At 72.4% G+C, this 24425-nt stretch carries 21 protein-coding genes; 9 read left to right on the forward strand and 12 right to left on the reverse strand.

Annotated features, from left to right (window positions below; all coding sequences use genetic code 11):
- Positions 1-100 precede the first annotated feature (100 nt).
- The 5 genes from WMF24_RS22065 to WMF24_RS22085 form a co-directional block, all read right to left on the reverse strand.
- The gene (locus WMF24_RS22065) at positions 101-718 is read right to left on the reverse strand and encodes a flavodoxin family protein (protein WP_437738407.1); all 618 of its coding nucleotides are present in this window, start codon (positions 716-718) and stop codon (positions 101-103) included.
- A 288-nt stretch (positions 719-1006) separates the two neighbouring features.
- Complete coding sequence (locus tag WMF24_RS22070; protein ID WP_437738408.1) at positions 1007-1900, reverse strand: sigma-70 family RNA polymerase sigma factor; 894 nt, start codon at positions 1898-1900, stop codon at positions 1007-1009.
- Between the two features lie 46 nt (positions 1901-1946).
- On the reverse strand, positions 1947-2702 hold the full coding sequence (locus WMF24_RS22075) for a class I SAM-dependent methyltransferase (RefSeq protein ID WP_437738409.1): 756 nt from the start codon (positions 2700-2702) through the stop codon (positions 1947-1949).
- A gap of 126 nt (positions 2703-2828) precedes the next feature.
- Entirely contained in the window at positions 2829-3728 is a 900-nt protein-coding gene (locus WMF24_RS22080) for a PAS domain-containing protein (RefSeq protein ID WP_437738410.1), read from the reverse strand.
- Positions 3729-3775: 47 nt separating this feature from the next.
- Positions 3776-4051 (reverse strand): hypothetical protein, encoded by a 276-nt coding sequence (locus WMF24_RS22085; RefSeq protein WP_437738411.1) that lies wholly within the window; start codon positions 4049-4051, stop codon positions 3776-3778.
- Between the two features lie 488 nt (positions 4052-4539).
- Here WMF24_RS22085 and WMF24_RS22090 point away from each other — a divergent pair, with 488 nt between their 5' ends.
- Positions 4540-5826 (forward strand): PAS domain S-box protein, encoded by a 1287-nt coding sequence (locus WMF24_RS22090; RefSeq protein WP_437738412.1) that lies wholly within the window; start codon positions 4540-4542, stop codon positions 5824-5826.
- A gap of 30 nt (positions 5827-5856) precedes the next feature.
- On the opposite strand, the gene WMF24_RS22095 is transcribed toward WMF24_RS22090, so the two are convergent.
- The 5 genes from WMF24_RS22095 to WMF24_RS22115 form a co-directional block, all read right to left on the reverse strand.
- Positions 5857-6897: a hypothetical protein gene (locus tag WMF24_RS22095; RefSeq protein ID WP_437738413.1), complete on the reverse strand. Its 1041-nt coding sequence runs from the start codon at positions 6895-6897 to the stop codon at positions 5857-5859.
- 196 nt (positions 6898-7093) lie between these two features.
- Entirely contained in the window at positions 7094-7912 is an 819-nt protein-coding gene (locus WMF24_RS22100) for a HugZ family protein (protein ID WP_437738414.1), read from the reverse strand.
- A 97-nt stretch (positions 7913-8009) separates the two neighbouring features.
- Positions 8010-9011, reverse strand: a complete 1002-nt coding sequence (locus WMF24_RS22105; RefSeq protein ID WP_437738415.1) for a DNRLRE domain-containing protein — start codon at positions 9009-9011, stop codon at positions 8010-8012.
- 414 nt (positions 9012-9425) lie between these two features.
- Positions 9426-11249 (reverse strand): radical SAM protein, encoded by a 1824-nt coding sequence (locus WMF24_RS22110; RefSeq protein ID WP_437738416.1) that lies wholly within the window; start codon positions 11247-11249, stop codon positions 9426-9428.
- A gap of 26 nt (positions 11250-11275) precedes the next feature.
- Positions 11276-12604, reverse strand: coding sequence for a glycoside hydrolase family 1 protein (locus WMF24_RS22115; protein WP_437738417.1), 1329 nt, complete (start codon positions 12602-12604; stop codon positions 11276-11278).
- A gap of 315 nt (positions 12605-12919) precedes the next feature.
- Between WMF24_RS22115 and WMF24_RS22120 the strand changes: the two genes are divergently transcribed.
- The 8 genes from WMF24_RS22120 (at position 12920) to WMF24_RS22155 (ending at position 19630) form a co-directional block, all read left to right on the forward strand.
- Positions 12920-13678 (forward strand): tetratricopeptide repeat protein, encoded by a 759-nt coding sequence (locus WMF24_RS22120; protein WP_437738418.1) that lies wholly within the window; start codon positions 12920-12922, stop codon positions 13676-13678.
- A gap of 139 nt (positions 13679-13817) precedes the next feature.
- Positions 13818-14573, forward strand: a complete 756-nt coding sequence (locus WMF24_RS22125) for a hypothetical protein (protein ID WP_437738419.1) — start codon at positions 13818-13820, stop codon at positions 14571-14573.
- A 106-nt stretch (positions 14574-14679) separates the two neighbouring features.
- Complete coding sequence (locus tag WMF24_RS22130; RefSeq protein ID WP_437738420.1) at positions 14680-14970, forward strand: AAA family ATPase; 291 nt, start codon at positions 14680-14682, stop codon at positions 14968-14970.
- Positions 14913-15611, forward strand: coding sequence for an AAA family ATPase (locus WMF24_RS22135; RefSeq protein WP_437738421.1), 699 nt, complete (start codon positions 14913-14915; stop codon positions 15609-15611). Before WMF24_RS22130 ends, WMF24_RS22135 begins: the two co-directional genes overlap by 58 nt.
- A gap of 290 nt (positions 15612-15901) precedes the next feature.
- Positions 15902-17152: a zinc-dependent alcohol dehydrogenase gene (locus WMF24_RS22140; RefSeq protein WP_437738422.1), complete on the forward strand. Its 1251-nt coding sequence runs from the start codon at positions 15902-15904 to the stop codon at positions 17150-17152.
- 252 nt (positions 17153-17404) lie between these two features.
- On the forward strand, positions 17405-18007 hold the full coding sequence (locus WMF24_RS22145) for an N-acetyltransferase family protein (RefSeq protein WP_437738423.1): 603 nt from the start codon (positions 17405-17407) through the stop codon (positions 18005-18007).
- A gap of 70 nt (positions 18008-18077) precedes the next feature.
- Positions 18078-19136: a cation diffusion facilitator family transporter gene (locus WMF24_RS22150; RefSeq protein ID WP_437738424.1), complete on the forward strand. Its 1059-nt coding sequence runs from the start codon at positions 18078-18080 to the stop codon at positions 19134-19136.
- A 125-nt stretch (positions 19137-19261) separates the two neighbouring features.
- Positions 19262-19630, forward strand: a complete 369-nt coding sequence (locus WMF24_RS22155; protein WP_437738425.1) for an MmcQ/YjbR family DNA-binding protein — start codon at positions 19262-19264, stop codon at positions 19628-19630.
- Between the two features lie 353 nt (positions 19631-19983).
- Here the strand turns inward: WMF24_RS22155 and WMF24_RS22160 are convergent, their stop codons facing one another.
- Positions 19984-21963 (reverse strand): protein kinase domain-containing protein, encoded by a 1980-nt coding sequence (locus WMF24_RS22160; RefSeq protein WP_437738426.1) that lies wholly within the window; start codon positions 21961-21963, stop codon positions 19984-19986.
- A 153-nt stretch (positions 21964-22116) separates the two neighbouring features.
- Complete coding sequence (locus WMF24_RS22165) at positions 22117-24003, reverse strand: phosphoenolpyruvate carboxykinase (GTP) (RefSeq protein ID WP_437738836.1); 1887 nt, start codon at positions 24001-24003, stop codon at positions 22117-22119.
- Positions 24004-24425: the final 422 nt, after the last annotated feature.

The raw sequence follows: 24425 nt of genomic DNA on the forward strand, positions 1-24425 counted from the left end.
GCGAGGTATTCCGCCCGTCCTGGCGCGCTCCGTCGCGTCATCGTGCTCTCGCGCGACATCGCCAGGGCGAGCTGCCGTGGTGGCGCGGGTGGGGAGCCGCTCATCGAGCGGCCTGCTCCTCCTGTCGGGTGACGAGACGGCCGCACACGAGCTGACGCGTGGTCTCGGCGACGCGACGGCCGAGGTGCTCGGCCGTGCGCAGATCGGCCTCCGGCGGCGCGACATCCGGGCCCTGGTCGACGTTCGACTGCGCGCCGGCGCCCAGCCAGAAGCCGAGTCGATTCAGGTCCTCTTCCGATCCCTTCGTCGAGTTGTTCGCGGGCGGCAGGCCGAGGTTGACCCAGTGCATGCCGTGCTGGGCGGCGAAGAGGGCGATCTGGATCAGCGTCGCCAGCTTGTCGCCGGAGCGGGAGCCTGAGTTGGTGAAGCCGGCGGCGATCTTGTCTTTCCATGCGAAGCCCCTGGCCATGACCGCGTGGGAGGTCGCTTCCTGGAACGCCTTGAACGCGGCCGAGGCGCTCGCCACGTAGGTCGGCGCGCCGAAGATGATCGCGTCGGCAGAGGCCAGATCGTCCCAGCGCGTCGGCGCTTCCTCCACGGTCAGCAGCAGGGCTTCGGCGCCCTCCACCTGCTCCACGCCCGCTCGGACGGCCTCGGCCTGCCGCCCGGTGTGGCCCCGGCCGCTGTGGAAGACAATGGCGACGCGGACGCTCGGCATCAGCGCATCTCGCCTCGCCGCCGGCCGCGAGCCCTCCTGCGCCGTGAAATGGACGGTGTGCGCACGCAATGTAGTATCTCCTTTGCTGCCGCCGCCGATCGCGGCGGCGATGGTTCGTCACCGCTCTGACGACGCGCGGCGAGGAAAGGTGACCGGCCGACGCGCGCGCCCGATCGGCAGCGCGGTTCGAGCGCCGACGCTCGCCGCCGCGAGGGGCCGGGGAGGCCCGGCCCGAGGCTCAGCCCGTGGCTGGACGCCGACGGCGCCGTCCGGCGGCTGCTCGCCGCGTCATCGCGACCCGACGTCGACGACCGCGAGCCGGAGCTGGCGGAGGCGGGCCGGGTCGCCGATGACGTCGAGCGCGGCGACGCGGTCGCCGTCGATCGTGACCACGAGGACGAGCTGCAGCCGCCCGCGCGGGGCGACGGCCGCGCCGACGGCGCCGTTCACCAGGATGGGTCGAGCGAAGCGCGCCCGACCGGCGTTGGTGACGGTCTCCTCGGCGACCTGCCGGGCGCCGCGCACCTCGGCCTCTGCGTCGCCTCGCAGCGCGGCGCGGTCCGCTCGCCGGACGACGTCCGGGGCCAGCACCGCGAGCAAGGCGCCCAGATCGCCGGCGCGTGTGGCGGCGAGGAACGCTTCGACGACCTCCCGCTGCCTGGCGAGCTCGGCGGCGGGTACGGTGGCCGCGCCATGCACGCGATGGCGGGCGCGGCTGGCCAGCTTCTTCGCGGCGGCCGGCGAGCGCTCGACGATCTCGGCGATCTCGTCGAACGGCACCGCGAACAGATCGTGGAGCACGAAGGCGACGCGCTCGGCGGGCCCGAGCGTGTCGAGGACCACGAGCAACGCGAGCCCTACGGCGTCGGCGAGCGCCGCCTCATCCTCGGGATCGGTCGACCCCTCGTGGGCGAACGTCTGATCGAGCTCGGCCAGATCGGTGAGCTGCTCGCCCCGGCGCCGGCGCGCGCGCAGCATGTCCAGACAGACGCGGCCCAGGATCGTCGTCAGCCATCCCGTCACGTTGGCGATCGCGCTGAGGTCGGCGCGGCTGGCGCGAAGCCAGACCTCCTGCACCGCGTCCTCCGCGTCGTCCGCCGAGCCGAGCATGCGGAACGCGACCGCCCGCAGATGGCTGCGGGCCCGGTCGAGCTGCTCGGCCAGCTCGCCCTGACTGTTCATCGGTCACCTTTCATCGTCGCGGTCCGTCAACCACCTGGTGGGGAGCTCACGCCCGGCGGAGGATGATCATGTCGTCTTCCTGACCCAGGCGATACGCCCCGTCCTCGGTCCGACACCGCGCGGCGTGCGCGCGGATCTTCGCGTCGAGCTCCCGCGCCTCGGGCTCCGTCATCGCGGCGAGCTGCTCGGCAGAGATGCAGTCCGCGAGCACGAAGAAGCGACAGAGCGTGACCATGTCCTCGAAGCTCGCCGCGGTGTATGCGTTGTGGCTCCCGACCACTTCGAACGCGAGCTGCTTGTCTCGCAACGTCCTGATGAGCAGCGAGCTGTCGATGACCGTCGACGTGAAATCGCGGTGCATCTCGTAGTTCTGCCCCCGATCGGCGCCGATCACGATGGCGCAGTACCCCGCCGGGCGCACGAACGCGAGCAGCCGGTCGATGAAGCCGCCCCACGCCGCGACGGGCACGTGATACAGCATGTGGGAGCACAGGACGAGATCGTACCGCCGGGGCGACTCGAACCGCTCGAACACATCGTGGACGATCTCGGCGCCGCCCGGCGCGAACGAGCGCAGCTGCTCGACGTTCGGCTCGATGAGGGTCATGGATCCGAAGCAGGGAGCGAGCCGCTCCGCGATGGCGCCGGGGCCGGCGCCGACGTCGAGCAACGACGGCCCGCCGGGCAGCGCGGGGACGATGCGCTGCCGGATGGCCTCGGCGATGTTGTCCGGGTGCCTGGAGGTCTCGGAGAGGAGGCGGAACGCCGTCGCATAGTCCTGGGGCGACATCGTGATGCGCATGCTGGAGCTCCTTTGGCGGGAGGGGTCTCCGTCTGGATAGCTGCCAGCTCACCGCCGCGTCCAGCGGGAGGCAGCGGCGCGCGTCAGGAGACCGGCGCGCCGACGCGCGTCAGGAGACCGGCGCGCTCACGCCGGGTGGGTCACCCGGATCCGCGCGATGAACTCGCCGGCCGCGTCGGGCTGCGCGCCGACGGGCGTGAGCGTGACGCTGGCCTCGATCGCGCGGCCGCGCGGGCAGACGAGCCGGCTCCGCGCGACGGCGCGCGCGCCCGGGAGCGGGGCCTGGACGTCCGCGAGCACCGACGCGACGTCGCGCCCGTAGAGGAGCTTCTCCTCCACGCCGAACAGCTCGTGGGCGCTCGCGTTCGCGCCGAGGATCTCGCCCTCGCGATCGAGCAGGAGGCACGGGTCCGCGATCTCGGCGAGCAGCGCCCTCGACCGCTCCTCGAGCTGCGACACGCTCTCCATCGCGATCACGAGCTCTTGCTCCAGCTTGTTCACCGACGCCTTCACGCAAGACAGCGAGTCGTACATCCGCGCGACCGTGGCGGCGATCTGACGGACCTCGATGGCCTCGAACGGCTTGCGGAGGATGAGCAGGTTGGGCGCGCACCCGAGCTCGTTCGCGATCTCGTCCCAGCTATAGTCCGAGTAAGCGGTGCAGATGACCGTGTAGATGTCCGGCGCGACGCTCCAGATCCCCTTGATCGTCTGGATCCCGTCGATCCCCGGCGGCATGCGCATATCGACGAACGCGAGGAAGTACCTGCCCGGATTCGCCTCGACGAGGGAGATTCCATCGCTGCCGGAGTGGGCCGAGTCGATGGAGAACCTGAACCCGTGGAGGACGTCGGGGGCCTCCGCGGGCGGCTCGGCGCCGAACAGGCGCGACTCGAGGGCTTGCAGCCCGCGGATCATCTCCGGATCGTGGATCGATCTGGGCACGAGCATCCGCTCCATGAGCACATGGATGTCCGGATTGTCGTCCACGACGAGGATGGGTCGACTGGCTGGTTCCGAAACCATGAAGGTCCTCTCGCGTCACTCCGGCCCGGCCGCGGGCCCCCCGGGGTCTACCGCCGATGCCGCCGCTCGAGCTGGCGCCGGACCGCCGCGACGCGCAGCTCGGTCCGCGCGACGCTCGCCGCCGTGCCGATCACGCCGGGCATCGCCGCCAGCGCGTCGAGCACCGCGTACGCGGTATCGAGCGGGACGGTGGCGTCCTTCAGCCCGAGCCGCTTGCCCTCGCGGCCGATGACCTCCGCCGCCGCGGCGTTGCCGAGCGTCCTACCCAGGAGCGCCACGAGCTCGGCGCGCTCACATCGAGAGGTGCTGTCACGGGATCCCATGCCTCGCGTTCCTTGGACGTCGCGCTCGCTGGACGTCGCGTTCGCTCGACGTCGCGCTCCGCGGCAAACATTGGACGCCCTGGCACGAGAGGTGTCAACGACCAGCGTGATCGCAGCAACATCCACCCAGTTGACTCCAACTCAATAGACGTAATCCAGCCCACACCGCACGCGGCACCCTGGCCGCGGGGAGAACATCGCGCGCCCCGGCCCGCTCTTCCGGGCGCGCCGGCGGCGCGCTCGCCCCGCGGCGCGGCGGCGGGCGAGGCGGTCGGCGGGACGGGTGGGCCGGCGGACATCGCGCATCTCTCCCCCTGTCGGCGGAGGTTGTCTGCTCCCTATCGAGCGAGCGCGCGAACGGCGCGCTCGCTGCGACGAGCGCTCGGCCCCGCGCCAGGATCGGCTATCGTCACGGGGCCTCACGGCGCGAGGCGGGAGCGAGCGCGGCGGCGATCGGACGGGGGCGGACGGCGGAAGGAAGGGCGAAGGTGGCGGTGGACAAGGACAGCATCGAGCGGCTCCGGGCGGAGAACGCCGGGCTGCGCAAGGAGATCGAGAGACTGCACGAGCAACTCGGGCGCCGCGAGGAGCGGACGCGGCTCATCCTGCAAGCGGCCGTCGAGGGGTACCATGTCGTCGGGATGAGCGGCGAGATCCTCGACTGCAATCCATCGTTCGCCAGCATCGTGGGTCGCTCGAGGAGCGAGCTCCTGACGATGCACATCGGCCAGATCGACGCGCGGCCGCCGGACGAGGTCGCCACCGCCATCGAGGAGATCAGGGCCAAGGGGGCGCACCGCTTCGTCGCCAGGCACGTCCACAAGGACGGTCACGAGATCGACGTCGAGGTCAGCTCTCACCTCGTCCGCATCGGTGATGAGGAGTTCTTCGCGGCCTTCTCGCGCCCCCTCACGGAGCAGCTGAGGCGCGAGCAGGCGCTGCGCGAGAGCGAGCAGAAATTCCGCGCGATCTTCGATGAGACCTCGCTGTTCATCAGCCTGCTCACCCCGAAGGGCGACCTGCTCGAGGTCAACAGGACGATGGCCGAGTTCACCGGCGCCCTGTCGGGCGAGGGCCGCGGCGAGCCGATCTGGCGGGCGCCGTTCTGGGGCGGATCGGCCGACGCGGAGGAGCACGTCAAGGCGTGCGTCCTGAAGGCGGCGTCGGGCGCGCCGTCGTCCTGCGAGGCGCGGATCCACGGGCCGGGCGGGCGCGTGGCCACGCTCGATCTCAAGATGAAGCCGATCCTCGGCGCGTCGGGGGAGAGCGTCCTCGTGATCGCCGAGGGGTACGACGTGACCGAGCTCCGGCGTGCCGAGGCGGAGCGGGCCTCGCTCCAGGAGCAGATGATCCACGCGCAGGAGGCGACGATCCGGGAGCTCTCGACGCCGCTCATCCCGCTCGACGCGGGCATCCTCGTAATGCCGCTCGTCGGGCGGCTCGACCGGGTGCGCATCGAGCAGCTCCTGGAGCGGCTGCTGCAAGGGGTCGTGGCGCAGCGCGCGTCCACGGTGATCCTCGACGTCACCGGCGTGCCGATGGTGGACGCCGAGATCGCGGACTCGCTGATCAGGGCGGCTCAGGCGGTGAAGCTGCTCGGCGCGGAGGTCATCCTGACGGGCGTCGGCCCCGAGGTCGCGCAGACGATGGTGAGCATCGGCATCGACCTGCGGGAGATCGTCACGCTGAGCTCGCTTCAGAGCGGGCTCCACCACGCGCTTTCGCGCGCGCGCCGCGGGAGGAGCCCGAGCGGCCCGCGGCGCCGCGAGGCGTGAAGGGCGCCGCCGCGCTTCCGGGGAGGCGCGTCACCGGCGGATCGGCTCGGCGAGCCAGCGCACAAGGGCGTCGGCGTCGAGATCGAGCAAGGCGTCCTCGACCTCGCCTGGGCCGATCGCCAGGGCGCGCTCGACGATCGAGCGCTCCTCCTCGGCCGTCGGCCGGCGCCCGACCCGCCGGGCGAAGAGGCGGCCGAGCAGCTCCGCGATGGCCTTCTGGGCTCCTCTCTGCTCGCCGCGCTTCTCTCCCCGCTTCTCTCCGCGCTTCTCGCCCCGCTTCTCTCCCCGCTTCTCTCCGCGCTTCTCTCCCCGCTTCTCGGCTCTCTCCGCGGCTCTCTGTGCGGCTTGCCGCTCGGCCTCGGAGATCATTTCGCCTATCATCGGAATACGCCGGAGCAGCTTCTTCTCCATCTCCCTGTCGTCGAACAGCATGGCGAGCTCCTTCCGCAGATTATGCTCCCAGGGGTCGATGGCTGCCATCACCAGCAGCGCGGTGGTCAGCTCGATCCGCTCCTCGTCGGTCGCTGCCCGCGCCCGGATCTCCGCGACCACCTCCCGCATCGCCGCCGCGGTCGCGTCCCGGGCGAGCGGGGCGAACACGAGCCAGAAAACGCTGCCGCGCGCCCGGAGCTCGGCCACGGTGCGCTGGTAGACCGCGTCGATCCGGAAGTGCGTGCCGCTGAACCGCCGCTCCGGCCACGACGTGCGACGCTCCCCTACCGTGGGCAAACGCCGCTTACGGCCCGAGAGGACCACGGCCACGCTCTCGATCGGCGGCACCGGCTCGCCAGGAGCCTCGGTGCGCAGCGCGGTGAAGAGGAAACCGAGGTACTCGAAGACCTGGTCCGGCACGTCGTCGCGCAGCGTGAAGCAGAACTCGACATGGAGAACGCGCAGCTCGCCGCCGACGCGCAGGCGCAGGGCCTTGTCGAGGCGCCGCTCGAGCTTCGTGACCTGGGTGTCGATCCAGCCGAGGACCTCGACGGGCCGATGCTCGGGGACGAACACGCGCGCAAGGTCTCCGGCGCGCCTTCGGGCGATGTGGCGCAGCGTGATGTCGGCCTGTCCCATGCGGCGCGCAGTTTGCAGAGCGCGTGCCATGGCAACGGCGAGCCGGAATCGGCGTGGTACAGCGGGAATGCTGGGGCACGAGGCGCGCTCCGGAGGTGGCGGCGCCATGGCGGCGGCGCCGCCGCGACCCGGCGTGCGCCGGGCCGGGCGCGTTCGCGCATGGGCGAGCGCGATGCCGCGTGAGCGCGCTGGGCGCTCAGGCGTTGCGGCCGCGCGCCACGCGCACGAGCGCCACCATGGCCTTGCGCACCTCGTCGGTCGTCGTGACGGGCGCGTCGAACGCCAGCCGCGTCGCCTTCGGCCCCGCCGGCGTGATGACGTCCAGCTCGAAGCCGTAACGGTCGACCGAGGTCATCGTGGCGCCGGTGGCGTCCTTGATCCCGGCGAGCGCCTTCGCATACGCGAGGACGGCGTCGGCGTGATCGGTGTTCATGTGCTCGAGGATGCGCGCCGCGTCGGGCGCGAGCGGATCGGGCTCGGCGGCCGCGTACGCGTCGGCCTCGATCCAGGACATCCGGCCGAAGCCGCCGACATAGCGGACCGACACGGGGTCGAGCCGGTAGAAGGAAAAGTCCGTGAAATCCACGTAGAACGACGCGCGCGGGTGCGCCGCGAGGAACCGCGTCCGGGCGGCGGTCGCCTCCGCGCCCTCGAGCGGACGACACGGGCCGATCAGCGTCATGCGCCCGAGCGCGAGCGGGTCCGCCCGGCCCTCGGCGGGCTCGGCGAGGAGCAACGACGCCTCGGGGCGCGCCTTGAGGTTGCCCGTGTGCTCGGCGAGCGCCGAGAGCAGCAGCAGCGGGCGCCCGAACGCGTCGACGGCGACCGTGACGAGCGATCCGTAAGGATAGCCGGCGGGGTCCCGCGCGATCGTGCACAGCGTCGCGGCGCGGGCCCGCTCCGCCAGCGTGCGGCAGCGCTCGGCGTGGCTCGGCGCTGGTACCTTCTGGACAGGGTGCGCCGCGTCCGGCCCCGCCGCAGCGCCGGGCCGGCCGTGGTCTGTTGTCGTCGACATGGAGGGCGCGGGTAGCACGCCCCGAGGCCCGCCGGAACCCGGGCAGAGCGCGCTTCGCGCCTGCCCGGCGAGCTCGACAGAGAGCGGTAGCTTGTGGCTAGTTCGCGCAGACGACGTCGGTGACGCCGCGGACCTCGCACCAGTTGCCCCAGTTCCACTGGATGCTCCCGCGGGAGTAGAACAGGTGGCAATCGTTGAACTCGGTGCACGGCGCATCCGCGCCGTACGACACGAGCTGGGAGTAGCCGTTGATCTCACACGCCCAGAGCGCGCACGTGGCCGCATCGCCGCAGTCGTTCCAGCCCTCGCACGCGCCGTGATGCCCGTAGGCCTCCCCCGGCGCGGTGATCCTCACGCCCTCCGGGGGACAGGCGTCGCAAGGACCGCCGCAGTCGACGCCCGACTCCCCCTGGTTCTGCACGCCGTCATCGCAGGTCGGCGCCGTGTAACAGACGCTCAGCATCGGCCGCCTGGCCGCGTTCGACTCCTCGCTGCTCTTGAACTCGGTCTTCAGGACCAGATCCTCCTCGAGCACGATGCCATGGTTGTCGCCTGCGTCGGACCATCCCTGGACGAGCGCCGTCAGATCGGCCGTGACGAAGCCGGCAAGCTGGCTTTGCGCCGTGATCGTGCTCGCGACGGCCGCGTCATGGCTGCTGGCCGAGCTCGCCCACGTCGCCGTCGCCTCCGACCAGGGCGCGGTCACCCGGTGCACGCGCACCGTGCTCTCGCCGTTCCTCCAGACCTGGTAGAGCTGCAACGTGGCCGAGTCGATGACCGAGCCCGCGGGGATGAAGCCCAGATCGAACTTGAGGAGCGAGCGCTTCTCGCTGCCGCTCGAAAGGCCGCTGTACAGCACGAGGCTGGAGCCGCTCGCGTTGTTCGGCGCCGCGGCGTCGACGAACGTATCCTCGACAGCGCTGCCGGGCAGGCCGCGCTGGACGTCCACGCACACCGACAGCGCCTGCGTCGCCCGGCCGACCCCCTCGCCGACCTCGCCGCCGAAATCCCCTGTTTGACCGACGGTGCCCGCATCGCACGCGGCGAGGCTCAGCGTCGAAATGGCCCCGAGAATCGCAGTCTTGACAGTCTTTTTCATCCCAGCGCTCCTTCGCCCGAAGGCGGATCCGTCCCCTGATGCCGCTGCCTGCCTCCCCGACGCGGACCACCGAACAACGTCGTGCGACCTCGATTGCCGAGATTCGCAAACGGAACACAGAGCGGCAATAGTACGCGTATCAGCGTCTACAGCACGCTGTCAATGAGCGACTCGAGCGCGAGATATGATGACCCGTGTCCACTTGTGGCAACGCTGATATCGCGTCCCGACGGAAGCGGTGCTGTGAAAACGCCGATGTCCGGCACGACGGATCAGTCCTGTGGGAGTGCCCATGTCGGGGCCCAGCGGAATCCAGTCCAGGGCGCCGCGCGGAGCCGCTGCGACGGCACGACGCGGAGCCGCCTGCGCGGAGCCCCTACGACGGCACGACGCGGAGCCGCCCGCGCGGAGCCCCTACGACGGCACGACGCGGAGCCGCCCGCGCGGAGCCGGCGCCTCACGGCCGCCCGCGTCGGCCGCGCGCGCGGGCCGGGGCGCGGCCGGCGGCCAGGCGGCGAAGTCCTCCGGCAGCGGCCCCGGTAACGCCGGCTGCACCGTCCGCTCGAGGAGCTGGAAATCGCAGCGCGCGACGAGATCGAGCGGGAGACCCCTGTCCGGCCCGCCCTTCGCGTACCACGCCCGCGCCGCCTGGACGTTGCGGATGAGCACCGCGTGCTGCGGATCGCGCTTCGCCGCCGCCGTGAAGTGATCCTGCATCGCCTGCCAGTCGCGCCGCGCCGCGGCGACGCACGCGAGCGCGTTGTGCGCGAGCCCCGGGAGCGGATACCCGAGCTCCAGCGCGCGCGCGGCGTGGCGCTCCGCGAGGTCGATCTGCCCCGCGTCGAGGTAGGCGACCCCGAGCTCCAGGTGCGCCGCGTGGTGATCGCCGAGCCGCGCGAGGATCGCCCGGCGCTCCTCCACCCCTTCGCGGTAGAGCTCGCGCAGGCCCTTGTTCTTCTCGAACCAGGCGCTCATCAGCGCCGTGTCCTCCTCCGAGGCGTCGAACGGGGTCTTGAGCTCCTGGAAGTCGCCGCGGAAATAGACGTCGCGGTCGAGCCAGCCGGCCGCCTCGGCGTCGTCGAAATCGCGCGTCCCGGGGTAGATGGACAGGCACGAGAAGATGTACTGGTGCGGCCTCGCCGCCTCCAGGAACGCGAGCGTCTCCCGGAAGGTCTCGGCCGTCTCGCCGCGGTTGCCCAGCATCATGTAATAGCGGACCTGGATGCCGTACTTCTTCGCGAGCTCCGTCGACTCGATGATCTTCTTCACCGTGATCTTCTTGTCGATGCTCTTCAGGATGGACGGAGAGCCCGACTCGACGCCGAGGCTCAGGCGCTGGCAGCCGGCGAGGCGCATCTCCCGGAGCAGGTCGTCGCCGAGCACGTCGACGCGCGTGTCGCAGCTCCACAGGAACGAGATCTTCCGCTCGCGGATGCCGCGGCAGATGTCGATGACGCGCTTCCGGTTCGTCGTGAAGGTGTCGTCCTTGATCTGGACCATCTTCACGGGGAGCTTGTTCACCGCGGCCTCGAGCGCGTCGAGCACGTGAGGCACCGACTGGCCGCGGAAGCCGCGGCCCCACGTCGCCTCGGCCCCGCAGAACGTGCAGGCCCAGGCACACCCGCGCGAGGTCATCACGATGTGCGTGGCGAAGTGGTCGTGCGGCGACTCGAGGGAGTCGAGATCCTCGATGGCCGCCCGCGGCGGGCCGAGCTCGACGCGGCCGTCGACCCGGTAGGCCGTGCCGGCGATGCCGAGCGCGGGCCGGCCGGCCTCGAGGCGGTCGAGGAGCTCGAGGAACGAGAGCTCGCTCTCGCCGAGCGCCACGGTGTCGATCTCGGGGTGGTGGCGCAGCATCTCGGCCGCGAGCGGGGTCGCGTGCGGGCCGCCGACGACGATGTGCGCCCCGGGGTGGTGCTCCCGGATGCAGCGCGCCGTGAGCGCCACGCCGCGGCGGTTGGCGGTCCAGCACGACAGGCCGAAGACGTCGGCGTCGAGCGCGCGCACGATCCGCTCGACCTGCGAGAACGGGTACGACGAGAGGTTCAGGACCTTCACCTGGTGGCCCGCCCGGATGGCCTGCGCCCCCAGCGAGAACAGCCCGTACGGGGTCTGGTGGAAGTCCGGGTCGAGGTCGCCCTCGCGGTACTCGGCCGGCGGGCCGTCGCCGCGCGTGTCGGGCGCCTCCCCGGGCGCGGGGATCTTCCAGGGCGGTGGGTAGAGCAGCGCGATGCGCATGGGTCCTGCCTCTCGGGTGCTGCCGGTCACGCGGGCGCGGCGCCGCCCTCGCTCGACGTGCCGTACGTGCCGCGCGCGGCGCGGTCGCCGGCCGCGGCGCCCGCGCCGGCCACGTCGCCGGCGCCGATGCGGCGCGCGCGCGCGATGCGCGCGTAGAGCTCGGCGCTCGGCCGAGGGCTTCGCTCCTGGGTCGCGTGGTCGACCTCGACGAGCCCGAAGCGCGGGGCGTAGCCCTCGGCCCACTCGAAGCCGTCGAGCAGCGACCAGTGCATGTACCCGCGCACGTCGATGCCGCGCTCGATCGCCCGCGCGACCTCGGCGAGGTGCCGCACGAGGAACCGCGGGCGCTGGTCGTCGTCGGCGTCGGCGATGCCGTTCTCGGTGATGTAGATGGGCACCCGCGCGCGGGGCCACCAGGCGTCGAGCACGTAGCCGAGCCCCTCGGGGTAGATCTCCCAGCCGAGGTCGCTGACCTCGGCGCCCTCGGGGACGAGGCGCCGGAGGAACCCGGCGCGCGCGTGCGCCGCCGAGAAGCGGACGAGGTCGCGGCTGTAGTAGTTCACCCCGAAGAAGTCGTGCAGGCCGCTGTCGCACACGGCGCGCGCGAACGCGTCGTTGAACAGCCGCTCGAAGAGCGCCGCCCACATGCGGTCCGCGAGCCGCCCGAACCGCTCCGGCTCGATGACGCGCAGGTGGTGCGCGACGCCGACCTCGATCGAGTGGCCGCGGCGGCCCGCGGCCTCGTGCATGGCGCGGTACATGGCGGTGTGGGCGCGGAAGAGGTTCTGGTGGGCGCGCACCGCCTCGACCGGCGAGCTCCGCGCCGGCGGCCAGACGCCGACGAGGTGCGCCTGCAGGGCGAGCATGTTGGGCTCGTTGAGGGTGACCCAGAGCTGGCAGAGGTCGCCGAGCGCCTCGACGGCGCGCTCGGCGAAGCGCGAGAGGAGCGCCGGAAGCTCCTGCGACAGGAGCCCGCCGCGCAGCGCGACCCAGCGCGGCAGGGTGAAGTGGTGAACGGTGACCATCGGGGTGATCCCCGCCTCGCGGTGCGCGCCGAGGACGTCGCGGTAGTGGTCCCACGCGGCCGGGTCGAACTCGCCCGGCTCCCGCTCGACGCGCGCCCACTCGATGGAGAGCCGGTGGGCGCCCATGCAGAGCCGCGCCTGGAGCGCGACGTCCTCGCGGAAGCGGTGGAGCTGGTCGCACGCGGCGTCCGGGGTGTCCCCGCCGCGGACGCGCCCCGGCTCACGCGCGAACGCGGCCCAGTCGCTCTGCGCGCAGTGCCCCTCGACCTGTGTGGCCGATGCGGCAGTGCCGAACAGGAACCCGTCCGGGAAGCGCAGATCGTCACCCATGACCGCGCATCCTACGCGAACTCGCGCCGGGCGGCTGCCTTCCGGACACGGGCGCGGCGCGCGGCGGCCGGGGAGCGCGCTGCGGGGTGTCGGGGCCGCGTCGCGGCGAACGCGGGGTGACGGGAAGCACGGGAAGCCGCGTGGCGGGGACCACGGGGCGGGAGGTGCGCGGTGGGGCCCAGGGGGCGGGTGGCGCGTGGAGGGGACAAGGGGCGGGACCGCGGAGCGCGCCGCGTGGCGCGACGTTTGCCCGGTTCGTCGGCCGCCGGTACGATCGGCGCTGTGTGCGCAGGGCGATGCGGTGCGGCGGGCGCGGTGCGGCGAGCGCTCGCCGTCGCGCTCACCGCGGCGCTGATGCACGGGGCGGGGCCGGCCCGCGCGTCGGAGGCCCTCGGCCGGATGACGGCGCAGGCGGGCGGCTGGGCGACGGCGCAGGCGGGCGGCGCGACGACGGCGCAGGCGGGCGGCTGGGCGACGGCGCAGGCGGCCGAGCTGACGCGCCAGGCCGAGGCCCGCGCCGCGGCCGGAGAGACCGACGTGGCGCTGGCGCGATACCTGGAGGCCGTCCGGTTCGACGCCACCTACGGGCCGGCGTACCTCGGGCTCGGCTCGCTGTACGAGCGGGCGGGCGATCCGCGCGAGGCCGAGCGCACGTACACGGTGGGGCTGGACCACGTGCCCGGCTTCGTCGAGGGCCACCGCGCGCGGGCGGCGCTCCGGGCGCGCGAGGGGCGGCGCGACGAGGCGATCGCGGATCTGGAGGCGGCCGTGGCGCTCCGGGGCGACGACGCCGGGCTGCTCCGGGAGCTCGCGGCCGCGTACGTGGCGGCGGGCGCGCTGCCGGCGGCGCTCGGCGTGGCGCGGCGGCTCACGGCGCTCGCCGCGCAGGCCGGCGATTCCGCCCTCGCCGCCGCGGCGAGGACGCAGGCGCGCGCCCTGTCGGTGCTCGTCGGCGAGGCGGACCCCGTGCGGGCGGGCGGCCGCGATCGCGGCCCGGTCCGGCGCGCGCTCGCGGCGTACACCGCGGCGCCGGCGCGCGGGCAGACAGGGAGTCCGCGGCGCGAAGGGCGGTGAGCCTCCGCGGCGCGAAGGGCGGTGTTCGGCTCCGTCCGAGACACCGCATCATCGGCCGGGGCGGACCGGGCAGCGGCCATTGACGGTGGGTGATCCTGTGGCTAGCGATCGGTCGAGTCAGCCGAGGAGGAGCCCTTCTATGCTCTTGGTCACCGGAGAGGATGCCGTCCTCACGGAGCAGGTCTGTGGTGGGCTGTCGCAGCGGGGCATCGCGCACAGCCGGGTGGATGCGGCCCACGCGACGGCGGAGCGCGGCAATCTGTTCCAGGCCGCGCTCGACGCGCGCGCGACGGGGATCGCTGTCATCGAACCGGTCGCGTGGCGCGGCGCGCCGCCGCCCCCGCCGTCGCCCTCCGCCGAGCTGCTCGCGGCCGCCCTGTCGGCGACGCGCGCCCCCGGGGTGACCTCGCTGCTGGTCGTGACGTCGCGGCCCGACGGCGACGAGGGGATTCGCCGGATCCGGCGGGACGGCGCCCCGTACCTCGTGCTCCGGCCTGCGCCGCTCTTCCGCGTGCTGCCGCTCGGCGCGGAGCGCGCGCTGCGCGACCGGCGCGTGCTGATCCCGCCGGAGGTGGCGGACGCCTTCAAGGACGCGATCCCTGTCGAGGCGCTCCTCGCGGCGATCGCGCGCGCCGTGGCGGGCGAGACGCCGCAGGGGAAGATCGTCGATGTCGCTGCCACGCCGGAGCACTCGGTGCTCGAGGTCCTTGCCCGGGCCGGCGCGCGGCCCGAGCTCGCCCGGGGGCTCCGCTCCCGGATCGGGCGGTGGTTCGGGCAGGCGATCGCGCGGGCCGACGGGGCGGACCTGCGGATCGACGGCGTGGCAGCGGGCGCGAGCGAGGCGCCGCAGCGCACGCCGGCCGAGGTGCTGACGGCGGCCGGGCCGCAGGCGTGAACGCAGCGTGAACACGGGACGAGCGACGCGCCGCGGCGGGCGGGGCGCCGGGGTCGAGGAGCTCGCGTGACCTCCTGCGGCAAGGACCACATACGGCAGGGCCCCCATGGCCCTCCGCGTCCCGCTCGGCATCGATGATTTCCGAAAGCTCCGGGAGTCCGGGCTGGAGTACGTCGACAAGACCCACCTCATCCGCGAGCTGATCGACAAGGAGGGCGTCGAGGTCGTCCTCCTCCCCCGCCCCCGGCGGTTCGGCAAGACGCTGAACCTCTCCATGCTGCGGTGGTTCTTCGAGAAGCGGCAGGAGGATCTCTCGGGCCTCTTCGAGGGGCTCTCGGTATGGGAGCCGGAGAGCGCTATCGCGCGCACTTCCAGCGGTATCCCGTCATCTACCTGACGCTGAAGGGCGCGAAGCAGGAGACGTTCGAGCGCTGCTGGGCGGCGCTGCGAGAGAAGCTCATCGAGCTCTACAACCAGCATCGTCACGTGCTCGACAGCCGCCAGCTCGGCGAGGTGGAGGAGCGCCGGTACAGGCAAGTGCTGGACGGCACCGCGTCCGAGGCGGTGTACGGCCGGGCGCTCCTGGATCTGTCAAGCCACCTCCATCGCCGCCACGGCGAGCGCGTCGTGATGCTCATCGACGCGTACGACGAGCCCATCCACGCCGGATACCTGCACGGCTATGCGCCGCGGGTCCTCGACTTCGTGCGCACGTTCCTCACCGAGGGGCTGAAGGGCAATCCGCACCTCCACAAGGCGGTGCTCACCGGCATCCTCCGGGTGGCGCGCGAGAGCCTGGGGCGGCCCGACGTCATGATCCGACCGGCGCAGCCCGGCCGGCCCGGCGTCGTGCTCGAGCTCAAGGTCGCCCGCGCGCCGCGAACGAGCCTCGAGCAGGCGCTCGACGAGGGGCTGGCCCAGATCCGGGCGCGCGACGACGCCGCCGAGCTGCGCGCCGGCGGCGCCGCGCCGGTCCACGCCGTGGCCGTCGCGTTCGACGGCAAGGTCGTCCGCGTCCGGGCAGGCGAGCCGGGATAGAAACAGGCGCCATCCAGCCACAGCCGGGTCAATTCGCCACAACCTCTCCTCGGACGAGCAGCCCACACCACCGAGCTCGGCGGAGCGCCGCTCTGCGTCACCGCTCGCGCTCCACCGCCTGACGCCTCGGTGGTCCTCGTGTCTGCGCTCCAGCGCGCTCCCCTCGCGCGCTGGCACGGGATCAGCACGGGCAGGCGGTGTCCAAACGCCTCGACCTCTGTGGTTCGCGCCGGCCTGCGCCTCGGCCCGCCGGCGCGCCGAGATCCCCTGAAGGGAGAAAGCGAGCACTCATGAAGGCGGTAGTCTTTCACGGCGTCGGCGACATCCGGATGGACGACATCAAGGAACCGAAGATCAAGGAATCGACCGACGCGATCGTCCGGATCACCGCGAGCGCCATCTGCGGGACCGATCTCCACTTCGTCCGCGGCACGATGCCGGGGATGGTGCCGGGCACCGTGCTCGGCCACGAGGCGGTCGGCGTCGTCGAGGAGCTCGGCAAGGACGTCAGGAACCTGAGGAAGGGCGACCGCGTCGTGGTGCCGTCGACGATCGCGTGCGGCTACTGCTCGTACTGTCGCGCGGCGTATTACGCGCAATGCGACAACGCGAACCCGAACGGCAAGCACGCGGGCACGGCGTTCTTCGGCGGCCCGAAGATGTCAGGGCCGTTCGACGGGCTCCAGGCGGAGTTCGCGCGCATCCCCTTCGCCAACGTCGGCCTCGTCAAGCTGCCGAACGGCGTCAGCGACGATCAGGCCATCCTGCTCTCCGACATCTTCCCCACGGCGTATTTCGGCGCCGAGCTCGCCGAGATCAAGCCCGGCGACACGGTCGCCGTCTTCGGCTGCGGCCCCGTCGGCCTGTTCACGATCGCGAGCGCCAAGCTGATGGGCGCAGGGCGCATCCTCGCGATCGACCAGATCCCCGACCGGCTCGAGATGGCGCGCGCCCAGGGCGCCGAGACCGTCGATTTCTCGGCCGAGGACCCGCTCGTCGCGATCATGCGCCTCACCGGCGGCATCGGCGTGGACAGGGCGATCGACGCGGTCGGCGTCGACGCCGAGCGCCCGCACGACGGCCCCGCCCACAAGGAGGCGAAGCAGCAGGCCAAGGCGTTCGACCTCGAGGTCAAGCAGATCTCCCCGGACGCGCGGACCAAGGGCGACACCTTCCGCGCCGGCGACGGGCCGTCGCAGGTGCTGCAGTGGGCCGTCCGGTGCGTGGCCAAGGCGGGGACGATCTCCGTCATCGGGGTCTATCCGCAGACGTCGCGCACGTTCCCCATCGGAGAGGCGATGAACAAGAACCTCACCCTCCAGATGGGCAACTGCAACCACAGGAAGTACATCCCGAAGCTCGTGGACCTCGTGCAGACCGGCCAGGTGGATCCCACGACGATCATCACCCAAAAGGCGCCGCTCGCGTCCGCGATCGACGCCTACAAGGCGTTCGATCGGCGCGAGGCCGGGTGGGTGAAGGTCGAGCTGCGCCCGTCGGCCGCCGGCACGCCCGCCCACCTGAACCGCGCCGTCGCGTAGCCCGCGGTCCGCGGCGGGCCGGCTGGCGAACGGGGCGCTCGTGCCCCTCGAGGGCGCCGGTAGCGCGGGCTCCACCGAGGCGAGGCCCGCCCACGCGCGCGGGCTCGATCCGTCGAGGACAGGGCTCGGGTGAGCCCGCCGGGCGCCGGCGCCGTCCGTCGGCGCCATCGCGAGGCGGGGGCCGTTCCAGCGCGAAACTGGGAACTTCCCGCTCGAGCGGGGCGCGCGGTCGCCGGTAGCCTCGGGGCCACCATGCGCTTCGAACCGCTTCGCGCCCCGCTCCGGGGCGGCCGTCACTGCATCATCCGGGAGATCGCGCGCGAGGACGCCGCCGCTCAGCTCGACCTGGAGCGGGCGATCGTGCGCGCGCGGAAGGGCATCGTGAAGCACGAGGACGAGCTGCCGGCGGACGCAGCCGCGTACGCCGAGCAGCGGGATCGCGCCGGGCTCACCGCGACGGACGGCTCGGCGCTGTGCCTGGGCGCCGAGCTGGAGGGGGTCGGGCTCGCCGGCGAGGCGACGCTGCTGCGGTTCAGGCTCAGGATGGTGCGCCACGTGGGCATCCTCGGGCTCGGCGTGCACCCGGAGGCGCAGGGGCTCGGGGTGGGTCGGGCGCTGCTCGGGCGGCTGCTCGAGTGGGCGCGCGCGCACCGCGACGCGGACGGGGGGCGCGTGCGGCGGGTGGAGCTCTACGTGCGGGCGGACAACGCCCGGGCGATCGCGCTCTACCGGTCGGTCGGGTTCGCGCACGAGGGGACGCGCCGCGCCTTCGTGCGCGCCGACGACGGGGCGTACGTGGACGACCTGATCATGGGGCTCTCGCTGGCCGACGACGCGCCCGCCGTCGCCCGGTGAGGCGCGCGCGGCCGCGTCGGGGCGCACGGCGGGCATGACGGGCGCGGCCGTCGCGGGTAGCCTCCTCGCGATGAGCGGACGGTCTCCCGCTGCGCGCGCCGCCGACCCGGGCGCCCTCCCCGACCCGGCCGCGCGCCGCGATCCAGGCGCGCAGCGCGGCCCGGCCGGCCCCGGCGACCCCGCCGGCCCCCACGGCGCCGGCGACCGGGCCGCCGGCCGCGACCCGGGCGGCCGCCTCGACCCTGCCGCCCGCGCGAGGGCCGCGCTGCGCGCCGGGCGCATCGCGGCCGCGACAGCCGGCGGCCTCGCCCTCGGCAAGCTCGTCGCCGGCCAGCTCGGTCACTCCATGGCCGTCACAGCGAGCGCCGTCGACTCGCTGACGGACCTGTTCGCCTCCTCGGCGAACGCCCTCGCCATCCAGCTCGCCCACGCCGCGCCCGATCGCTCGCACCCGTTCGGCCACGCCAAGATCGAGACGCTCGCGACCGCCGGCCAGGGCCTGCTCATCGGCGGCTCGGGCGTCTACCTGCTCGTCGAGGGGGTCCGGCGGCTGCTCTCGCCCGAGCCGCTCCGCCTCGCCGCCGTCACCCTCGGCGCCATGGCCGCCGCCGCGCTCGTCACCGCGGCGCTCGTCGCCTACCTCGGCCGCGTCGCCGCGCGCACCGGCTCGAGCGCCATCCAGGCCGACGCTGTCCACTACCGCACCGACATCGCCGCGAACCTCGCGGTCTTCGCCGGCGTCGCCGTCACCTACGCGACCGGCTTCGCCCGGGTCGACGGCGTCCTGTCGATCGCCGTCGCCGTCTACATCCTCGCCTCGGCGGGCTCCCTCCTCCGCCTCGGCGTGCGCGACCTCATCGACACGAGCGCCCCCGACGATCGCGTCCGCGCCATCGAGGCCGCGCTCGACGCGTTGCGCGTCGCCGGCGAGATCCTCGGTCACCACGCGCTGCGCACGCGGGTCGCCGGGCACACGCTGTTCGTCGACGTCCACATCGAGCTGCCGGGGGACCTCCGCCTCGCCCGCGCGCACGCGACGAGCGACCGCGCGCGCGACGCGATCCTCGCCGTCGAGCCCGACGCCGAGGTGCTCGTGCACATCGACGTCGAGCGCGACGAGCCCGCGTGAGGGTGCCTCGCCGGAGGTCGGCCCGGGTGCAATTGCCTCCCTGAGCGAGGCCTGTTACGAAGCGCAGCCGATTCACCGCGGCCGCCCCCGCCGGGGCGGAGAGACGTGAGATATCTCGACAGGTCATGAACTGGGAGCAGCTCTGCAAGCTCGGCCTCGCGCTGCCCGAGGTGGTGGAGGACATCTGGTACCGTACGCCAGCGCTGAAGGTGCGCGGCAAGGCGTTCGTGCGCCTCAAGGAAGACGGCGAGTCGGTCGTCTTCCTGCTCGAGAGCGTCGACGAGCAGGAGTTCCTGATCGAGGCGCAGCCGGACATCTACTTCATCACCGACCACTACCGCGGCTACGCCGCGGTGCTGGCGCGCCTCTCGTCGCTGCGCGCGCCCGAGTGCCGCACGCGGCTCGAGCGCGCGTGGCGCATCAAGGCGCCAAGGGCCCTGGTGAAGCAGCTCGATCAGCGCCCGCCCGCGACGCCTCCGCGGCGGCGCGCTTGAGCAAGGCCGCCGGCGCCGCCGCGCGCGACGGCGGGCCTACCCGTCGCAGCTGATCACGGCGTCGACCTCGAGATCGGCCGGGTCGTACGTCGTCGCCGCGTCCGGGCTCACGTGGTAGCGCGTGTGTACTTGGCGTCTGGATTCGTATTCTGGTTCGCGACGGTCATGAGCGAACGTGAACCATCCTGCGGACACGCGCTCTGGGACACGGAGAGTCGCTCTGCAGCGGAACCCAACAAGCATCGGTTCGTGCGGACAGGGCGCAGCACGACGAGGCGCTGGTCCGCGCGCCCCGTCCGGCGCCGGGCCGACATGTCGGCGCCGTGTCGGCCGACATGTCGGCGGCGCCGGACCTATTCCTGCCTGGGCTGCCGCGTCACCTCGACGGTCGGCTCTTCCCCGATCAGGATCGTCGCCGCCTCGCGCCCTGCCACCCGGTAGACGGTCGTCGACTCCGCCCTGGGCCAGATGCTCCGCTCGCCGGCGCTCTCGAACGCAAACCCCTCCCCGGCGGCCCGGTAGACCGCGTCATCGACGAGGATCTCTCCGGCCAGCGCCGCACGCGCGAGGTGCGAGGCGGCGTTCACGGCCTGGCCGAGCACCGTGTAGCCGAGCTGGCCGCACGCGTACGACCCGATCCCCGCCGCGAGGACGCTGCCCGTCGAGATGCCAGTGCACACCCCGTGCGCATAAGGCGAGTCGCCCCCCGTCCGCCGAGCGATCGTCTCGATCTGCTCGCGAAGCGCGATGCACGCCTTCAGCGCCCGCTGGAGGTGCTCCGGCCCGTGGAACACGGCCATCACCGCGTCGCCGACGAACTTGTCCACGACGCCGCCCTGCGCCAGGAGCTCCGGGACGATCACCTCGAAGTTGGCGTTGAGCAGCCGCGTGGCCTCGGCGGGCGGCCTCTCCTGCGCGACGCGGGTGAACCGGAAGACGTCGGCGAACACCACCGTGGCCTCCAGCGCCTCGCTCGCCGCCGCGCCGGCAGGGCCGAGCGCCCGGAGCCGCGCGACCAGGGCCGCGTTCGTGAACTTGCGCAGGACGTCGTTCTCCTCGTTCGCCTGGGCCTTTTGCCGGTGCTCCTTCACGGAGCGGAGGGTCTTCTCCAGGGTGGCTTCGAGGTCCTCGAAGTTGATCGGCTTGGTGATGAAATCGAACGCTCCCCGGTTCATGGCGCGACGGATGTTGGTCATGTCGCCGTACGCGGACATGATCACCGTCCTCGCGAGCGGGTTCACCTCGGGGAGGTGCTCGAGCAGGGTGAGCCCGTCCATGACCGGCATGTTGATGTCGGTGACGACGACGTCGATGTCCGGGTGTCGCCGGAGCTCGTCGAGAGCGAGCTCGCCATTGCCGGCGAAGAGGAGCTCGTAGGGAGCGCGGCTCCTGCTCCGCCGGAAATGCAGCTTCAACAGGATCTGAATGTCAGGCTCGTCATCGACGACGAGGATCTTGGCGGGCTTGCTGCCAGCGTCGCACACCGCGGCGAACGCCGCGCAGAGCTCGCGGGGCGACTGGAACCTCCGGGTCCGATCCTTCGCGAGGGCGCGCTCGAAGAAGTCATCCAGGCCCGGGAGGAGGGCGGAATCGAGCGCGGAATCGAGCACGGAATCGAGCGACGACGGCGGCGGGAACGGGTCGGTGCAGATACTGACCATCAGCTCTCGCGCGTCGGTGATCGCGAACGGATGGCGGCCGGTGAGCGCGCGGTAGATGATGACGCCGAGCGACCACAGGTCCGCAAGGAGATGCGGGACGGCGCCGCGGACCTGCTCCGGACTCATGTACGCCGGGGTTCCGAAGCGCGCGCCGATCCAGTCGCGCCGGTCCTCGTCGCGCCCGTCGAACAGCCTCCATCCCACGCCGAAATCGAGGATCTTCACGGACTCGCCGGACGCGCCCCGGGCGATGAAGATGTTGGCCGGCTTGAGGTCGCAGTGGACGATGCCCGCCGCGCTCGCGGCCTCGAGGCCCGAGCCGATCTGCCGGACGAGCGGCAGCACGGCCGCCGGCGGAAGCTGACGCGTGCGGCGGAGCCGACTCTCGAGGTCCTCCCCCTCGAGCAACTCCATGACGAGGTACGGCGACCCCTCGTCGATGCCATAATCATGGACCTGGACAATGTGCTCGTTCCGGAGCCGGGCGACCGTCGTCGCCTCCTGCTCGAAGCTGTGCCGCGCCTCGGCGGAGACGACGCTCTCGGGCGTCATCAGCTTGATCGCCACGGGCCGGCGGAGCATCTGATCGAAGGCCTCCCAGACAACCCCCATGCCGCCGCGGCCGATCTCGCGCCTCAGCGCGTACCTCCCGCCGATCGGTTGCTCCCTCACCGGGATACCTGCCTATGCTGGCACATACATGGCGTCAACGGGCACCGCACCGCCGGACCGCCGGCTCCCTGGCGGCGCGTCGCCCCGAACGGCTCGATGTGGTCTGATGTACGCTCCGCGCAGCGCGCCCGCAGCGGAACGAGGTCCCTGTCTCTACGCGGCGGGCTCTCCGGCGTCGTCGTGCTCGTCGTGCTCGACCAGGTAGCGCTCGGGCGCGAGCTCCCACCGCTCGGGCGAGCGCCAGAGCCCCGACAGGAGCAGCTCGCGCATCAGCAAGAACTCCTTGGGCAGCCGGTCGTACAGCCGCTCGAAGAGCTCGCCGTGCGAGCCGAACTCGACCTTCCACGCCTCGCGATCGACGGCCATGAGCTGATAGAACTGCTCCTTCGAGAAGCGCTCCATGCCGCGCCACTCGAGGTCCTCGTAGCGAGGCATCCAGCCGAGCGGGCTCTCCTCGGCGAAGCCGCGGCCGTGCACGCGATCGACGACCCACTTGAGGACACGCATGTTCTCGCCGAAGCCGGGCCACAGGAAGTTGCCCTGGTCGTCCTTGCGGAACCAGTTCACCGAGAAGATGCGGGGCGGATTGACGATCTGGCGCCCCATCTGCAGCCAGTGGTTGAAGTAATCGCCCATGTGGTAGCCGCAGAAGGGCAGCATCGCCATCGGGTCGCGGCGGACCTGGCCGATGGTGCCGCCGGCCGCGGCCGTCATCTCCGAGCCGATCGTCGCCGCCATGTAGACGCCGAAGCTCCAGTTGAACGACTGGTACACGAGCGGCACCGTCGTCGCCCGCCGCCCGCCGAAGATGATCGCGCTGACGGGGACGCCGTTCGGGTCGTCCCAGCGCGGATCGATCGACGGACACTGCGTCGCGGGCGCCGTGAAGCGCGCGTTCGGGTGGGCCGCCTTGCGACCGCAGTCGGGCGTCCAGGGCTTGCCCTGCCAGTCGATGAGCTCGGGCGGCGGCTCGTCCGTCATTCCCTCCCACCAGACGTCGCCGTCCGGCGTGAGCGCCACGTTCGTGAAGATCGTGTTCTTCCGGATGGCCGCCATCGCGTTGGCGTTCGACCTCTCCGACGTCCCCGGCGCGACGCCGAAATAGCCCGCCTCCGGGTTGATCGCGTAGAGCTGCCCGTCCCGCCCGGGCTTCATCCAGGCGATGTCGTCGCCCACCGTCGTGACCTTCCACCCCGCGAACGCCTTCGGCGGGATGAGCATGGCGAAGTTCGTCTTGCCGCACGCGCTCGGGAAGGCGGCGGCGACATACGTCTTCTCTCCCTTCGGCGACTCGACGCCCAGGATCAGCATGTGCTCGGCCAGCCACCCCTGCTCGCGGCCGAGCACCGAGGCGATCCGCAGCGCGAAGCACTTCTTTCCGAGCAGCGCGTTGCCGCCGTAGCCGCTCCCGTACGACCAGATCAGCCGCTCTCCCGGGAAGTGGACGATGTACTTGTGCTCCGCGTTGCACGGCCACGGCACGTCGCCCTGGCCCGGGGCGAGGGGCATGCCGACCGAGTGCAGGCACGGGACAAAATCGCCGTCTCCGAGCGCCTCGAGCACCTTGCGCCCCATGCGCGTCATGATGCGCATGCTCGCGGCCACGTACGGCGAGTCGCTGAGCTCCACGCCGATGTGCGCGTAGGGCGAGCCGACCGGTCCCATGCTGAAGGGGATGACGTAGAGCGTGCGGCCCCGCATCGACCCGGCGAAGAGCCGGCGCAGCGTCGCCTTCATCTCCTGCGGATCGGCCCAGTTGTTCGTGGGCCCGGCGTCCTGCTTGCGCCGGCTGCAGATGAACGTGCGGTCCTCGACGCGGGCCACGTCGCTCGGGTCGGAGCGCGCGAGGTAGCTGTCCGGGCGCTTCTCCGGGTTCAGACGGATCAGCGTGCCCGCCTTGACCATCTGCTCGCAGAGCGCGTCGAACTCCTCCTTCGAGCCGTCGCACACGTGCACGTTGTCCGGCTGGCACAGCGCGACGACCTCCGCGATCCACTGCCGGAGCTTCTCGTTGGCGATCGTCGAGCGCAGGCCCGGGATCGAGACCGGCGGAGGCGGCTCCGAGTGGACCGAGTTCTGGCTGCTATGGCTGGCTGCTACGGACACTGGCGTACCCTCCTCGCTTTCTGGTCAGATGCGCTTTGCAAGGCGCAGGCCCTTCCCCGCCCTCGCCTTGATTCTGGCCGAAATACGCCCGGTTGGCTGCCCCGATTCTCCCTGAGCCCGGCCGCCTTCGCGTGATCGCGCGCACCAGGTGCGCCCCGAAGCAATCCGTGCGCCCCGGAGCAATCCCCGCGCCGACGAGGCGCCCTGATGCGCGGATGCGCCGAAGGCGCAAGCGGACGCGCCCCCGTGGCGCCGACCGAGGTCGCGCCCGTACCGCGCGGACGATGCAGGTCGCGTGGGAAGCTCGGCGCGGGCGCGCTCGGGCGGCGGCGCGTGCTGGCGAGAGCGACCGCGCT

Source organism: Sorangium sp. So ce1335 (assembly GCF_051521615.1).
Lineage (GTDB): Bacteria > Myxococcota_A > Polyangia > Polyangiales > Polyangiaceae > Sorangium.

Bases quoted from the DNA above. Each gene is read 5' to 3' on its own strand.
- WMF24_RS22065 (WP_437738407.1), bottom strand. From the start codon at position 718: ATGCCGAGCGTCCGCGTCGCCATTGTCTTCCACAGCGGCCGGGGCCAC.
- WMF24_RS22070 (WP_437738408.1), bottom strand. From the start codon at position 1,900: ATGAACAGTCAGGGCGAGCTGGCCGAGCAGCTCGACCGGGCCCGCAGC.
- WMF24_RS22075 (WP_437738409.1), bottom strand. From the start codon at position 2,702: ATGCGCATCACGATGTCGCCCCAGGACTATGCGACGGCGTTCCGCCTC.
- WMF24_RS22080 (WP_437738410.1), bottom strand. From the start codon at position 3,728: ATGGTTTCGGAACCAGCCAGTCGACCCATCCTCGTCGTGGACGACAAT.
- WMF24_RS22085 (WP_437738411.1), bottom strand. From the start codon at position 4,051: ATGGGATCCCGTGACAGCACCTCTCGATGTGAGCGCGCCGAGCTCGTG.
- WMF24_RS22095 (WP_437738413.1), bottom strand. From the start codon at position 6,897: ATGGGACAGGCCGACATCACGCTGCGCCACATCGCCCGAAGGCGCGCC.
- WMF24_RS22100 (WP_437738414.1), bottom strand. From the start codon at position 7,912: ATGTCGACGACAACAGACCACGGCCGGCCCGGCGCTGCGGCGGGGCCG.
- WMF24_RS22105 (WP_437738415.1), bottom strand. From the start codon at position 9,011: ATGAAAAAGACTGTCAAGACTGCGATTCTCGGGGCCATTTCGACGCTG.
- WMF24_RS22110 (WP_437738416.1), bottom strand. From the start codon at position 11,249: ATGCGCATCGCGCTGCTCTACCCACCGCCCTGGAAGATCCCCGCGCCC.
- WMF24_RS22115 (WP_437738417.1), bottom strand. From the start codon at position 12,604: ATGGGTGACGATCTGCGCTTCCCGGACGGGTTCCTGTTCGGCACTGCC.
- WMF24_RS22125 (WP_437738419.1), top strand. From the start codon at position 13,818: ATGCTCTTGGTCACCGGAGAGGATGCCGTCCTCACGGAGCAGGTCTGT.
- WMF24_RS22130 (WP_437738420.1), top strand. From the start codon at position 14,680: ATGGCCCTCCGCGTCCCGCTCGGCATCGATGATTTCCGAAAGCTCCGG.
- WMF24_RS22135 (WP_437738421.1), top strand. From the start codon at position 14,913: ATGGGAGCCGGAGAGCGCTATCGCGCGCACTTCCAGCGGTATCCCGTC.
- WMF24_RS22140 (WP_437738422.1), top strand. From the start codon at position 15,902: ATGAAGGCGGTAGTCTTTCACGGCGTCGGCGACATCCGGATGGACGAC.
- WMF24_RS22145 (WP_437738423.1), top strand. From the start codon at position 17,405: ATGCGCTTCGAACCGCTTCGCGCCCCGCTCCGGGGCGGCCGTCACTGC.
- WMF24_RS22150 (WP_437738424.1), top strand. From the start codon at position 18,078: ATGAGCGGACGGTCTCCCGCTGCGCGCGCCGCCGACCCGGGCGCCCTC.
- WMF24_RS22155 (WP_437738425.1), top strand. From the start codon at position 19,262: ATGAACTGGGAGCAGCTCTGCAAGCTCGGCCTCGCGCTGCCCGAGGTG.